15 protein-coding genes are annotated in these 13,655 nt (G+C 62.3%); all 15 read left to right on the top strand.

Going from position 1 to position 13,655, the window contains the following annotated elements:
- The first annotated feature begins 2 nt into the window (after window positions 1–2).
- The 15 genes from DQ397_RS03725 to DQ397_RS03655 all read left to right on the top strand — a co-directional run bounded on the left by DQ397_RS03725 (window position 3) and on the right by DQ397_RS03655 (window position 13,654).
- Window positions 3–494: an HK97-gp10 family putative phage morphogenesis protein gene (locus DQ397_RS03725; protein ID WP_043213209.1), complete on the top strand. Its 492-nt coding sequence runs from the start codon at window positions 3–5 to the stop codon at window positions 492–494.
- A gap of 1 nt (window position 495) precedes the next feature.
- Window positions 496–882, top strand: coding sequence for a DUF3168 domain-containing protein (locus tag DQ397_RS03720; RefSeq protein WP_148921480.1), 387 nt, complete (start codon window positions 496–498; stop codon window positions 880–882).
- Window positions 883–937: 55 nt separating this feature from the next.
- Window positions 938–1,438: a hypothetical protein gene (locus DQ397_RS03715; protein ID WP_043215905.1), complete on the top strand. Its 501-nt coding sequence runs from the start codon at window positions 938–940 to the stop codon at window positions 1,436–1,438.
- Window positions 1,439–1,477: 39 nt separating this feature from the next.
- The gene (locus tag DQ397_RS03710; protein ID WP_043215904.1) at window positions 1,478–1,822 is read left to right on the top strand and encodes a hypothetical protein; all 345 of its coding nucleotides are present in this window, start codon (window positions 1,478–1,480) and stop codon (window positions 1,820–1,822) included.
- Complete coding sequence (locus DQ397_RS03705; protein ID WP_043215903.1) at window positions 1,819–2,043, top strand: hypothetical protein; 225 nt, start codon at window positions 1,819–1,821, stop codon at window positions 2,041–2,043. Before DQ397_RS03710 ends, DQ397_RS03705 begins: the two co-directional genes overlap by 4 nt.
- 48 nt (window positions 2,044–2,091) lie before the next feature.
- Complete coding sequence (locus tag DQ397_RS03700) at window positions 2,092–5,382, top strand: phage tail tape measure protein (RefSeq protein WP_148921479.1); 3,291 nt, start codon at window positions 2,092–2,094, stop codon at window positions 5,380–5,382.
- Window positions 5,382–5,720 carry a phage tail protein gene (locus DQ397_RS03695; RefSeq protein ID WP_043214291.1) on the top strand — a complete coding sequence of 113 codons (339 nt, stop codon included), beginning with the start codon at window positions 5,382–5,384 and terminating at the stop codon, window positions 5,718–5,720. Before DQ397_RS03700 ends, DQ397_RS03695 begins: the two co-directional genes overlap by 1 nt.
- Complete coding sequence (locus tag DQ397_RS03690) at window positions 5,717–6,466, top strand: phage minor tail protein L (protein WP_043214289.1); 750 nt, start codon at window positions 5,717–5,719, stop codon at window positions 6,464–6,466. Before DQ397_RS03695 ends, DQ397_RS03690 begins: the two co-directional genes overlap by 4 nt.
- A gap of 2 nt (window positions 6,467–6,468) precedes the next feature.
- The gene (locus DQ397_RS03685; RefSeq protein ID WP_043214286.1) at window positions 6,469–7,224 is read left to right on the top strand and encodes a C40 family peptidase; all 756 of its coding nucleotides are present in this window, start codon (window positions 6,469–6,471) and stop codon (window positions 7,222–7,224) included.
- Between the two features lie 156 nt (window positions 7,225–7,380).
- Window positions 7,381–7,674, top strand: coding sequence for a hypothetical protein (locus DQ397_RS24665; protein WP_080642138.1), 294 nt, complete (start codon window positions 7,381–7,383; stop codon window positions 7,672–7,674).
- Window positions 7,675–7,781: 107 nt separating this feature from the next.
- Window positions 7,782–8,132 carry a hypothetical protein gene (locus tag DQ397_RS03675; protein WP_043214283.1) on the top strand — a complete coding sequence of 117 codons (351 nt, stop codon included), beginning with the start codon at window positions 7,782–7,784 and terminating at the stop codon, window positions 8,130–8,132.
- Between the two features lie 72 nt (window positions 8,133–8,204).
- Window positions 8,205–8,801 (top strand): tail assembly protein, encoded by a 597-nt coding sequence (locus DQ397_RS03670; protein WP_238556635.1) that lies wholly within the window; start codon window positions 8,205–8,207, stop codon window positions 8,799–8,801.
- A gap of 198 nt (window positions 8,802–8,999) precedes the next feature.
- Window positions 9,000–12,467: a host specificity protein J gene (locus tag DQ397_RS03665; protein WP_043214281.1), complete on the top strand. Its 3,468-nt coding sequence runs from the start codon at window positions 9,000–9,002 to the stop codon at window positions 12,465–12,467.
- On the top strand, window positions 12,464–12,778 hold the full coding sequence (locus DQ397_RS03660; protein WP_043214280.1) for a hypothetical protein: 315 nt from the start codon (window positions 12,464–12,466) through the stop codon (window positions 12,776–12,778). The genes DQ397_RS03665 and DQ397_RS03660 overlap by 4 nt, the downstream gene beginning before the upstream one ends.
- Window positions 12,779–13,654: a hypothetical protein gene (locus DQ397_RS03655; RefSeq protein WP_043214278.1), complete on the top strand. Its 876-nt coding sequence runs from the start codon at window positions 12,779–12,781 to the stop codon at window positions 13,652–13,654.
- The last annotated feature ends 1 nt before the right edge of the window (window position 13,655 follow it).

The raw sequence follows: 13,655 nt of genomic DNA, 5'->3' as shown, positions 1-13,655 counted from the left end.
CCATGGCCCGCCGCTCAAGCCTTCGCGGTGATTTCAAGCTGCGTCGGACCTTGCGCAACATTCACAAGACCATGGACAACGAGCTGCGACCCACCATGCAGAAGTGCGCGGATCGCATCCTCGGGACCATGCAGGAGCTGATCCCCAAGGACACGGGCGAGGCGGCAGCAGCGCTGCGGGCTTATGTGGCTCCCAGCGGCCTGGATGCGCAAATCGGCATTCGCGGGAAGCGCGACAATCGGCGCTTCTACTACCTGCGGTTCGTCGAGTACGGCACCAAGGGCTACGCCGGCGGGAAGCGCGCCGACAAGCGCAATCGTCGGGCCACCAACAAGAGCGACGGCACTGACTTTTTCGGCAAGTACCCGGATATCCCGGCTCGTCCGGCCCACCCCTGGCTCCGGCCAGCGATGCAGGTCAATCGGGAGTTCGTCTTGGCCGAGATCGAAGCGGCCATCGCCCGAACGCTGCGCCGAGCCAGCCAGGGAGCATGAAATGCCTGATCCATCACTTGCATTGCAGGAAGCGATCTTTGCCAGGCTCGACGCTGAGGTCAGCTGCCCTATCTACGATGGGGCGCCACTGAATGCGCCCATGCCGTACGTCTCCATTGATCGCGAGATCTCGACCAACATCAGTCCGGTGGCCGGCCGCAAGCGTGAGCAGCGGCTGTTCTACCTGTCGGTCTGGTCGGGCGCTGTCGGTCAGGCCGAGGTCAAGCGGATCAACGGCGAGGTTATCGCTGCGCTCGATGAGCGCCGCCTGCCACTCGATATCGGACGTGCTGTCTCGGTGCGCGTGCTGCAAGCCGACTCCCAGCGCGATGCGGACGGCGTTACCTACCAGGGCTCGATCACCGTTCGCGTGATCACCACCCACTGAATCACTCACCGGCCGCGCTGCGGCTTTTATCCAATGAGCCTTTGGAGGAATCCCCATGGCCGATGACAACCTCAACACAGCCGCCGGCTGCCGCCTTTCCATTGGCAGCAAGACTCCGGCGACCACCAAAACCGAGTACGAGGCCGACACCTACGTCGATGTGGGCGAGATCGAAGACCTGGGCGAGTTCGGCGACACTTTCAACCCGGTGAACTTCACCGCGCTGAGTGATGGCCGCGTGCGCAAGTACAAAGGCACCGCGGACGCCGGCAACATGACCCTGACGGTGGGCCTGGACAACGGCGATGCCGGCCAGAAGGCCGTTGGTGTAGCCCACAAGGACCGCACCAAGGGCAATTACAACATCAAGGTCACCTTGAACGACGGTGACCCAGGCGCGACCCCGGCCATTCTGCCGACCACCTTCTATTTCGGCGTGAAGGTGATGAACAACACCGTCGCGCCCGGCACTGCCGATAACGTCGTGCGCCGCAACGTGACGCTGGCCATCAACACCGACATCCTCGAAATCGAAGCCGGCCCGGCCACCCCGTGATTGATGGGGTAAGCCCCATCCCTTCTTGCGAGAAACCCCATGAGCGAAGCATTGCACGGCACCGTCACCCTGGTGGTGGGCGCCCGCAGCTATACTCTGCAGCCCACCCTGGAGGCGGCACTGCAAATCGAAACCCGGTTCGGCGGTCTGCGCGGTGGCCTGGAGGCCACACGTCTGATGGCCATTGGCGCGTGCGCCGACATCATCGTTGCCGGTGCAGGGCTCCAGCCCGAGCAGCATGCCACGGTAGCCAATGAGGTCTTTCAGACTGGTGTCGCGAAGGTGTCGGCCAAACTGGCGCAGTACATCACCTTCCTGCTGAATCCTGTCCCGCCCAGCGTGGCCGACCGGGGAAAGCCCGAGGCGGCCAGCACAGCGCAGTGAGGAATGGCAGCTACGTCGACTACCTGTTCGGCGTGGCTGTCGGCTGGCTTGGCTGGCCGCCTGATACCGCATGGCGCACGCCCATTCCGCAAATCATGCTCGCCCTCGACGCTCGCCTGGACTGGATGAACGTGGGCAAGGCGAAGCCCCAGGCCGCGCCCCAGAAGACCGGAAGTGTGGCTGATCGCCTGAAAGCCTTCCTGCGCGGCAAGCGCGAATAGTAGGCAAACCGCCGCCTCCGGGCGGCTTTTTTGTGCTTGGAGTTTCACATGGCCGACCAACAAGTCCAGGGCATGCTGGTGCAGATCGAGGCCACCACGGCGCAACTGCGGCGAGAGCTGGCCAGTGCTGACCAGGTGGTGGCGCGCACGACCCAATCGATCGACCGCAACCTGGCTCAAGTCGACTCTGCGTTTGATAGCGCCGGTTCTGCTGCGCAGCAGGCGGGCGTATTGATTCGCGGGGCCTTCGCTGCGGTGGCTGGCGCCGGTGTTATCGGCGGCATCATCAAACAGGTCGACGCCTACGGTCAGATGGCTGACCGTATGAAGGCGGCAGCGGGCACTGCAAGCGAATACCAGTTGGTGCAGGAGCACCTGCTGCAAACGGCGCAGGAGACCTATCGCCCCCTGGCCGAAGCCCAGGAGCTGTACATCCGCACCGCTGACGTCATGCGCAGCCTGGGCTTCAACACCCAGCAGACGCTCGACATCACCGACAGCTTCAGTTTCCTGCTGGTGACCAACGCCGTGGCTGCCGACAAGGCTGGATCTGCTTTGGATGCCTATTCCAAAGCCCTGCAAACCGGCAAGGTCGAAGCCGACGGCTGGGTATCCATTCAGGACGCCATGCCGACGATTGTCACCGCAATCGCCAATGCCACCGGCAAGAGCGCCGAGGAGATTCGCAAGCTGGGTGTCCAGGGCAAGCTGGCCCTGGATGACATCAACACCGGCCTGTTGCAGACCGTCGAGGCCAACCGTAAAGCCGCCGCCGACATGTCCACCAGCGTTCAAGACGCGCTGGTCAACATCGGCAATGCCATATCGGCGTACCTGGGCAACATGGAGGAGCGCACAGGCGCAGTCGGCGGCCTTTCCAGTGCCTTGATCACAGTGGCAGACAACATCAACCTGGTGGCTGCGGCCATGGGTGGTGTGGGCGCGGCGGCGCTGACCAACTACGTGGCGAAGTCCGGTTTGGCGATGAAGGCTGCACTGGCCGACAGGGCAGCACGCATCGCCCAGGCTGAGGCCGTTCTTCAAGCGGCGATCGCCGACCAGCGCAAGGCGGAGACCGCTACCATCCTGGCCGCCCGAGAAGCCGCTGCGGCGCGCGGCACTGCAGTGCAGACGCAGATGTCCATCCAACTGGCCCAGGCTAGACAGCGGGAGGCATCCGCCACCGCTGCTGTCGCAACTGCTCAGGCAGGGCTGCGGTCGGTAGGAGCGGGCCTGCTCGGCATCCTCGGCGGACCGCTGGGGCTCGCCTTGATGGCCGGCACCGCCGCTGCCAGTTTCCTGCTGTTGAGCGACAACGCCGACAAGGCCGGCGTCAGCCTGGATGACCTGCACAAGCCTGTGCAGCAGCTGCGCGAGGAGTTCGGAAAGCTCAATCGCGACCAGCGTGAGGCATCGCTGGTTCGCTGGAAGCAGGAGCAGATCAACGCGACGGATGCTGTCCGTGGCGCCTACGGCGACCTGGCTGCCGCCATTCGTTCGGCCACGGTCACGGCGCCGGCACGCGACTCTGGTGGGCGGTATGGCCAGCAGTTGCGCGAGTACCAGGCGGTAGTGGATCGCCTGAACGAAGCTCGGGCCGCTGGTGAGGATCTATCGCCGATCCTGCGTGAAGTGGGCGACCGCATGCAGTTGCCGGCCAGCACCGTGCAGCAGTGGATCACCCAAGCGGGCGCGGTCAGTGATGCCGACCAGCGCTCGAACCAGATCGCGGACACATTGCGCGTTCTGACCGGCGTCACCCAGGACAACACCACGGCCACCAACGCCAACAACGTGGCCAAGGCCGGCATGAGCAGCGCCGGGCAGACGTACCTGGAAACGCTGCAGAAGCAGTTGGCCGGCCTGCAGGACAATGGCAATGCGACCAAGGCCGCTAACCGCTTCATTGCGGAAAACGTCGACCTAACCGATGCCGACCGCCAGGCCATCTTGTCGGCGGCCAGCGCGATCGAGTCGCAGAAGAAGGCCAACCAGGATGCGACGGCCAGCAGCAAGTCCCGAGCGAAGTCCCTGCAGGACGAGGTCAAGGCGCTCGATGCGCTCATCGACCGGGCGCTGCCAGAGAAGAAGCGTCTTTCCGAACTGGTCGAAGGCGTCGAGGGGCTACGCAAGGCCCAGGCGGCCGGCAAGATCACCACCGGGGAGCTTGAGGCTGGCATCAAGAATCTGAACGAGGCCTATGCCGATCCGCTGTTGCAGAAGCGCGCCCAGGAGGAGCGGACGCTGGCCGAGCAGCGGCGAAACAGCGCCGAAGCCTACCGCAAGGCCATGGAGGTCGTGCTCCAGACGCGTCAGGACGCCATCAACTCTGACGTGGCCGGCATCGGCATGGGCGACGACCAGCGCGAGCAGGCGGACCGGCTCAATGCTGTACGCCAGAAGTACGCGGAGGCGCGGCGACAGCTGGAAGAGCAGCAGGAGGACGTCTCCCGGCGCCTGAGCCAGGACGCCTACCAGCAGCGCTTGGCGGACCTGGCCGAGTATCAGGCCCGTGAGCTGCAGATGGAGGTGGATGGTTTCGACGCCCGGCTTGAGGCTCAGCGCAACTACCGAAACGGCGCACGCCGCGCCTGGGAGAACATCCAGGCCGATGCCGCCAACGTCGCCGGTGCAACCGACGACATGCTGACCGCAGGCTTCTATACGGCGCGCGATGCCATCGCCGAGTTCGCCATGACCGGCAAGGCCAACTTCAAGGACTTCGCCACCAGCGTCATTGCGGACATGGCCAGGATCGCCAGCCAGCAAGCCGCCAGCTCACTGCTTAGCGGCTTGGTCGGTATGGGCATATCCGCAGCTGGCAGTTTCTTCGGCGGCGGTGGCGGCAACGGCCTGCCAGCAGGCTCGGCGGGAGCGGTTTCCTCTAATTTGGGAGCATCTCAGGCCGGCTACAGCAGCGCCTACATTCCACAGGCCAAGGGCGGCGCCTGGAGTTCTGGCGTGCAGTTCTTTGCCAAGGGAGCGGGCTTTGCCACCAACACCATCCTCAACACCCCGACGATGTTTGGGACGGGCACTGGTGGGCTGGGCGTTGCTGGCGAGGCCGGCCCGGAGGCGATCATGCCGCTGGCCCGCGGTGCCGATGGCTCCCTGGGCGTGCAGATGGTTGGCGGCTCGTCCGGCGGCGGCACGGTGGTTCAGGTGGATGCGCCGATGTACTTCACCGTGGAGGACCGGAGCGCCGAAGGCATGCAGCTCGACAGCGCCGCCTTGCAGCAGAACCTGCAGAAACAGATGGAGGCGACGGCCGAGCGGGCAATTGCCGCCTCCTGGCGCCCTGGCGGGACGAGCCACCGCAACAGCAACGGGAGACGCTAATGGCCATGCAAACCTTCAACTGGGAGCCGGACGACGAGATCGGGACGGATAGCACGTTCCGGGTGCGCCGATCCCAGTTCGGTGGTGGCTACGCCCAGGTGGCCGGCGATGGGCCGAACCCCGAGGCCGATACGCACACTCTGACGTTTGGCGGTCTCACGGACGAGATCAAGCCGATTGTCGATTTCATCCGCGCGCATGGTGGTGCCAGGTCGTTTCTCTGGACCACGCCGGAGGGGGAGCTGGGCATGTACCGCTGTGCAGACAGCCGCCGGCAGTTCCGCCCCGGCGGCATTGTCGTGCTGTCACTGACCTTTGAGCGAGCGTATCACCCATGAGTTTGATCACTCAGCTCCAAAAGCTGGAGCCTGGCGCCGAAATCATGCTGTTCGAACTGGACGGCAGCGAGTACGGCGCCGATATCCTGCGCTTCCATGGCCACGCCATTCCGCACACCCCGGAGGAATTGGCCGCGGCTGGTGCCGATGCCGATCAGCTGCCGGCCAAATCGATCTGGTGGCAGGGTAACGAATACGGTGCCTGGCCCATGCAGATCGAAGGAGTGGAGGCCAATTCGGACGGTACCGCTGTGCGCCCGACCATCTCCGTTGGCAACGTGAGCGGTCGTATCACCGCGCTGTGCCTGGCCTTTGCTGACCTGCTGGAGTTCAAGCTGACGATCCGGCACACGCTGGGCCAGTACCTGGATGCGGCCAACTTCCCAGGCGGCAACCCTGAGGCCAACCCGAACGAAGAAAGCGTCGAGGTCTGGTACATCGACCAGAAAATCTCCGAAAACGGCACCCAGGTGTCGTGGGAGCTGGCCAGCCCCGGCGATGTGGGTGGCGAATCGATCGGGCGGCAAATGACCCAGCTGTGCCACTGGGCCATGACCGGCGGCTACCGGGGGCCGAACTGCGGATACACCGGACCGTACTTTGACTTCGACGGAAAGCCCACGAGCGATCCGGCCAAGGACCAGTGCAACGGCTGCCTGGACACAGGCTGCGACGTTCGCTTCGGCGATACCAAGGCCAAGCCCTTTGGCGGCTTTCCGGCCGTCTCCCTCATCGCGAGAAGCTGACCATGCTGAAACACATCCTTGCCGCCGTGCAGCAGCACGCCGCGGCCGAGTACCCGCGTGAGGCGTGCGGCCTGCTGCTCGCTGTCGGTCGAAAGCAGGTCTATTTCCCGTGCGAGAACGTGGCCACCGACCCGACCGAAGAGTTTCGAATCGCGCCCGAGCAGTACGCCCAGGCGGAAGACCAAGGGCAGGTGGTCGGTATTGTGCACTCGCATCCGGATGCTACCAGCCGACCGTCACCGCGGGACCTGGCCATGTGTGAGGCTACGGGCGTGCCATGGCACATACTGTCGTGGCCAGAGGGTGACTTGCGCACCATCACGCCAACCAGCGATACAGCGTTGCTGGGGCGCCCCTTCGTGCACGGCGCCTGGGATTGCTGGCAGGTTTGCGCCGACTGGTACCAGCGGGAGTGGGGGCTTGAGTTCCCGGCCTACGCTCGGACGGATGGCTGGTGGGAGCAGGCCGATGGCCCGAGCCTGTATGAGCAGGCGTTTGAGGCGGCCGGCTTCTACCAGGTCAGCCAGCCCCAGCGCGGCGACATGATCGTCATGGCCGTGGGTCGCACTGTGCACCCAAATCACGCGGGCATTTACCTGGGAGGCGACCCGCAGCTGCCTGGGGAACAAGCCGAGGTGTATGGGCCAGGCCCATTCATGCTGCACCACCTGTACGGCAGACCGTCCGAGATCATCATTTACGGCGGGCCCTGGCAGGATCGGGCCCGCCTTGTGCTGCGCCATCTCGATGCGAAGTGAAGAAGCATTAGTTTCAAGCGTGGGTAACATGAGTGCCAAGGCAGGGATGATTGTCAGTCGTCCGATTTACGACATATTTGGTCGCAAGAATCTTGAGCTCGCTATTTATGACGCTAAGGTGGAATGACATTCACCATGCATCGTAAGGAGGCCAGCATGAGAAAGAGAGGGACGAAATTCTGGGAATGGGCAGATCCGGTCCTACATCACCGCGATCATGATGAGATCCTTGATGACGGCACTTCGATCGATGTCCAAGTGAGACTGTCGCGTACTGGTAGCACGCAGATGTTTCTTGGTGTCTATGCTCCATCCGGGAAGGCACTTCACGAAGAAGCATACGATTCTCGCCCAGGCGAGAACATGACCACTGCCATGGCTTGGGGTATAGATCGGGCTAGGCAGGTTGCTGTAGACGGGGCTAGGCCACGACTACGCAGAGCAGGTTAGTCTGCGGATAGATTTTTGGATTCCCAGAAGAGCCCAGCCCACCGCTGGGCTCTTTGCGTCTGATCGCATGGTGGCGGTACAGTTCTCCATTTCAATGGAGGGATGACATGCGAATTCTTATCGCTGCGCTAGGGCTGGTAATTCTGGCTGGTTGTGCGTCGATGAATGAGCGTCGAGCGGAAGGGCCGGCGCGCTCTTTTACCAGTCAGCGGGATGTGACAACAGTTGCTGAGTGCGTACTTTTTGCTTGGCAGAACCAGTCACTCGCTGGCGTCCATTATGACGTCACAATACAGCCGCTACCTAGTGGTGGAAAAACCGTCGTAAGCGCCGGGCAAATTGAGTTCGCTGACTTTACCAAGACAGATCGCGGAAGCAGCGTTGATCTCTACTTCCAATCTGGTCTGATGGATTGGCGAAAAAATCGACGAATCGAGGCGGTCAAAAGCTGCCTGTAACAGAGCCGCCTCCGGGCGGCTTTTTTGTGCCAAGGAGAAATGATGGTGGCTGCATATACCAGCAACTCGACTATGACGGTTATCAAGCTGTCCGGCTCGCTTGCAGCAAAGTTTGGACGTCTGCACCGTCGTCAAATCGATTCGGGATCCACCTGGGAGGTTTTCCAAGCCCTCAAAGCCACGCTTGAAGGATTCGAGGCTGAAATTCAGCGACTCGACGGAATGGGCCTGCGTTTCGCGGTGTTTCGCAATCGCAAGAACGTAGGAATGGATGATTTTTACAGAGGTGGTACGGAAGAGGTGCGGATCGTGCCGGTGGTCGGCGGAAGCAAGCGTGGCGGTCTTATGCAGACCGTAGTCGGGATCGCTTTGATCGCCGCCGCTGCCTTCGTCACTGGCGGAGTTGGCGCCGCATTCGCAGCTGGCGGAGCGTGGGGGACTGCAGCAGCGGTAGGTGTTTCGCTGATCGCTGGCGGTGTCATCCAGATGCTCAGCCCCCAAGCCAAGGGCCTTTCCCAAAGTGCCGCTCCGGAGAATATGCCGTCCTACGCCTTTGGCAGCGCCAAGAACACCACGGCCAGTGGCAACCCGGTGCCCATCTGCATCGGTGAGCGCCGCTGGGGCGGGGCGATCATCTCGGCCTCGATCTATGCCGAGGACAAGGCGTAACAGCAAAAACCCTCACTATTGCTCAGAAGGATTCCCCTTCTGGCCATAGGAGGGACGCATGAAAAAGAATTTGCTGTTCGTTCTCGATGTGATGCACAGGATGCTCCACATCGCTCACAGTGCATTGATGATCTACCTGGCCTATCGAGGCCTTCAATGAACCGCCTTCGGGCGGTTTTTTATTGCCCGGAGGAAAGCATGGGCCCGACACTCCCACCTGAGATTGCTGGCGCCAAGGGCGGCAGCAGCAAGCCCAAGACGCCGGTTGAGGCGCCCGACAGCCTGCGCTCCACCAACATCGCCAAGATCCTACTGGCCGTGGGTGAAGGCGAGTTCGAGGGCACGCCGACGGCGAAGGATATCTACCTGGACAACACGCCAATCCAGGATGCCAGCGGCAACATGAACTTCCCCGGCGTAAAGTGGGAGTGGCGGCGGGGCACGGTCGAGCAGTCCTACGTCCAGGGCATCCCGGCGGTCGAGAGCGAAACCTCGGTTAACGTCGAGCTGCGCAGCGACACCCCATGGACCCGCACGCTGAGCAATACCCAGCTGTCTGCTGTGCGCCTGCGGTTCTCCTGGCCGCGTCTGGTCAAGCAGGACAGCAAGGGCAACACCAATGGCTACACCATCGAGTACGCCATCGACATCGCCACCGATGGCGGCGCCTTCGTCCAGGCCCATCGCGGCGCGGTGAGCGGCAAGACCACCAACGGCTACCAGCGCTCTGTGCGCGTGGATCTGCCCGATGCGACCTCTGGCTGGGTGATGCGCGTTCGCCGGATCACCCCGAACGCCAACTCCGGCACCATCGCCGACACTATGACCATTGCGGCATACACCGAGATCATCGATGAGAAGCTGCGGTACCCGAACACCGCACTGCTGTACATCCAGTTCGACGCCGAGCAGTTCCAGAACATCCCGTCGGTGACGGTCAAGTGCAAGGCCCGGCGCTGGCCGGTGCCGACCAACTACGACCCGATCACCCGCAACTACACCGGGACGTGGGACGGCACATTCAAGCAGGCTTGGACCAACAACCCGGCGTTCGTCACCTACGGGCTGTGCGTCGAGGACCGGTTCGGCCTGGGCAAGCGCATTAAGTCGTGGATGGTCGACAAGTGGGAGATGTACCGCATCGCGCAGTACTGCGACCAGCTGGTGCCGGACGGGGTCGGGGGCCAAGAGCCGCGCTTCCTGTGCGACATGAACCTGCAAGGCAAGGCCGAGGCCTGGACGCTGCTGCGTGACCTGTCGGCGATCTACCGGGGCATGGTGTACTGGGCCCATGGCTCGCTGTTCATGCAGGCCGATATGCCGCGCGCCCAGGACTTCGACTACGTGTTCACCCGGGCCAACGTCATCAATGGTGAGTTCACCTACGGCGGGGCAGAGCGCAGCACCCACTACAGCCGAGCCCTGGTGAGCTACGACAACCCGGCCAACAACTACGACACCGACGTCATCCCGGTGACCGACGTTGCGCTGCAGCGCCGGTACCAGGATCGCCCGATCGAGATTTCGGCCATCGGGTGCACCAGGGCCAGCGAAGCCCAGCGCCGCGGCAAGTGGGCGCTGCTGAGCAACAACCAAGACCGTACTGTCACCTTCCGCACTGGCATGGAAGGGCGCATTCCGCTGCCTGGTCACGTCATCCCTGTAGCCGACGAGCTGCTATCGGGTCGCCCAAATGGTGGCCGGATTTCGGCGGCAGCAGGCCGCGTCGTGACACTGGACCGTGACACCCAGGTCAAACCCGGCGATCGGCTGATCATCAACCTGCCCAACGGCAGCGCCCAGGGCCGGACGGTGCAATCGGTGAACGGTCGTGCCGTGACGGTGACCACCGCCTACAGCGTGCCGCCGGAGCCTGAACTGCAGTGGGCTATCGATGCGAGCGACCTGGCCGTGCAGCTGTTCCGCGTGCTGAAGACATCGCGTACGGCCGAGGGTGAGTACGAAATCACTGCCCTGGAGTTCAACCCAAGCAAGTTCGCAGCGATCGACACAGGCGCCAAGTTGCAGGAGCGCCCGATCAGCGTCATTCCGATCACCGTTGTGCCGCCGCCGGCGAGCGTGACCCTGTCCTCGGCCTCGGTCGTGTCCCAAGGTATCGCGGTCAGCACCATGACCATCGACTGGCCAGCGGTGCAGGGCGCCGTGGCCTATGACGTGGAGTGGCGCAAGGACGACGGCAACTGGGTGCGCCTGCAGCGGGTGGGCACGACGTCTGTCGACGTGGTCGGCATCTACGCTGGCGCCTACCTGGCTCGCGTGCGGGCGGTCAGCGCCTTTGACATCACGTCGATGTGGCGCGACTCGATGCTGACGGAGCTCAAGGGCAAGGAAGGCCTGCCACCGGCGGTCACCTTCCTGACGGCCACCTCGATTGTCTTTGGGATTGCGCTCAAGTGGGGCTTCCCCGCTGATGCGGAGGATACCCAGCGCACCGAGGTCTGGTATGGCCAGGCCAATGACTTGGAGCTGGCCACGAAACTGGCCGACGTGGCGTATCCGCAGAGCGAGTACGTAATGCAGGGCCTGGCGGCTGGCGCGCGGTTCTTCTATTGGGCGCGCCTGGTTGACCGTATCGGCAACATCGGGCCTTGGTATCCGGTGGGTGGTGGTGTGCTCGGCGTGTCGGAGACCGACGCCGGCCCGATCCTGGAGATGATCAGCGGCCAGATCGATGAGTCGATGCTGGGCGAAGCGCTCAAGGAGAAAGTCGACGGCCTGCAGGAGCAAATCGATGCGCTGGACGGTTTGAAGGCTTACGACAAGGACCTGGCCTACACGAAGGATCAGATGGTCATCGAGGATGGCCGGATCTACCAAGCCAAGACCGCTGTGCCGGCCAACGCATCCGGCGCGAACGCACCACCAAACGTCACATACTGGATCGATGTCGGCCAGTCGGTCGCCACTGCCAATGGTCTCGCCCAGCAGGTCAGCACCAACACGACCAAAATTGCCGAGGTCGACGGCAAGGTGACTGTCGCCGCCGAAAGCCAGCAGGTGCTCAGGGCTTCGTATCGCGATGACAGCGTCGAGGGGGACCTTGCAGCCGCCCTCAATCAATGGAGTTCGACCGCTGCGTTTGCTGCCGAGGTCAAAGCAACGGCGACGAGAGAGGAAGCAATCGTCAAGAAGACCGAGACGCTTGAAGCCTCAATCGGTCAGACGAATGCCGCAGTTCAGACCGTCAGTCAGGCCCAGGCAGACCTCGATGGCAAGGCCCGGACTATGTGGGCGGTCAAAATGCAGCTCAACGCCCAAGGCCAGTATGTGGCTGCTGGCATTGGCCTTGGAATCGAAAACGGCCCGGCCGGCCTTCAGAGTCAGTTTTTGGTGTCGGTTGACCGATTCGCTGTGGTCAACGGTATCAACGGCACGCTCTCGTCGCCGTTTGCCGTGCAGGGAGGACAGGTGTTCATGAACGAGGCATTCATCGCCGACGGCACGATCACCAACGCCAAGATCGGCAGCTACATCAGCTCAACCAACTATGTGGCGGGCCAGCAGGGCTGGATTCTTAACAAGTCTGGCACCTTTGAAATTAACGGAACAGTCGCAGGGCAGGGGCGTTTGCTCCTGAATAACCAGCGCCTTCGGATATTCCATGCCAATGGCAACCTGGCGATTGACCTCGGAGTGAACGTATGAGCACTGGCCTGAAGATCTATGACCCTAGCGGCTTGGTGCTCCTCGACATGACGAGCTCGATCAGCCAGATGATGGGGTACGTGGATACAGGAGCGTCCAATGGTTCTCTCTCGATTCCGTTACCTCCTGCTGGAAAGGAGCTCTTCTACGCCATCACCGAGCTGTCGGCGCAGAACAAGTATCTGGGAAAGCGCCCAGGGGTGACCCTCACCGTGGGGGCCACCAGCGCGACCTTAGCCTGGCAGTACTCCTACGCCGGCGGGTGGGGGTTCTACTCGTTGAACTGCCGAATTCACTACGGATACCACTAAATGTCAGCGGGTTTGAAGGTCTACAAGGATGACGGCACTCTCCTATTCGACACGGAAAAGATCACCTACGGTCTGCTGAAAAGCGGGTACATGACGCTGCTGCTCAACTGGCCGCGCCTGGATTACAAGTCTGCGAACCTGCCGCCCAACGAGGGCAGCAGTTACGCTGAGTCATCGATAACCGATGCCATCCATGGTTTCAGCGTCACCGGCGCAGTTGCACCGATTGTCTTCATCGTTGGCTCGGGGATTTCCTGCGGGTCTTCTCGCTCGGGCGACACCACGACCTTCTACTATATCGGCGCGAGCCCTTCGACGAAGTTTTACTACTTCGACACGATGCGGGACACGTTGAATGGTGCAGGCCTGAAGTGCTACGGCGAGGCGGGCACACTGACCTTCAACTCGTTGCAGTACCCACTCAACGTCGTGGCCACAATTTCAGCGCCGCCGCCACCTGCACCTACCGTGATCAATGGGGTGGCAACCTACGGCGTTCCGTTTGTGGGGGCGACCAGGCTTGCCACGCGCTTCATAAATTCTGGCCCGTACTACTGCGTGGCTCGGATGTTTATCTCGGTCGGCTCAGGTGAATTCGCTGCAGCCACGACATTCTCTCGGTCGTTCGGCCAGGGGCGAATGGATGGAATGTCCGCACCAGGTACGCCTTTCCCAGCGGTTACGAACCAGCAGGCTCACATGGACGGGGCATATGGTGCGTCGGGCGGCATCTACTTCATGGCATGTGATGCTGCGAGAACAACCATGTATTGGGGCGCCCCCGTCACCTACAACAGCTACTACGGCATACCGACTGATAAGTATCCGGAAGCGTTGGTCATCAGAACTGACAATCTTCCATTTCCTTTTAATTGAA

The organism is Pseudomonas sp. CK-NBRI-02 (assembly GCF_008124495.1).
Lineage (GTDB): Bacteria > Pseudomonadota > Gammaproteobacteria > Pseudomonadales > Pseudomonadaceae > Aquipseudomonas > Aquipseudomonas guariconensis.
The sequence above is the reverse complement of the archived record's forward strand: the minus strand, read 5'-3'. Positions and strand labels throughout refer to the sequence as shown.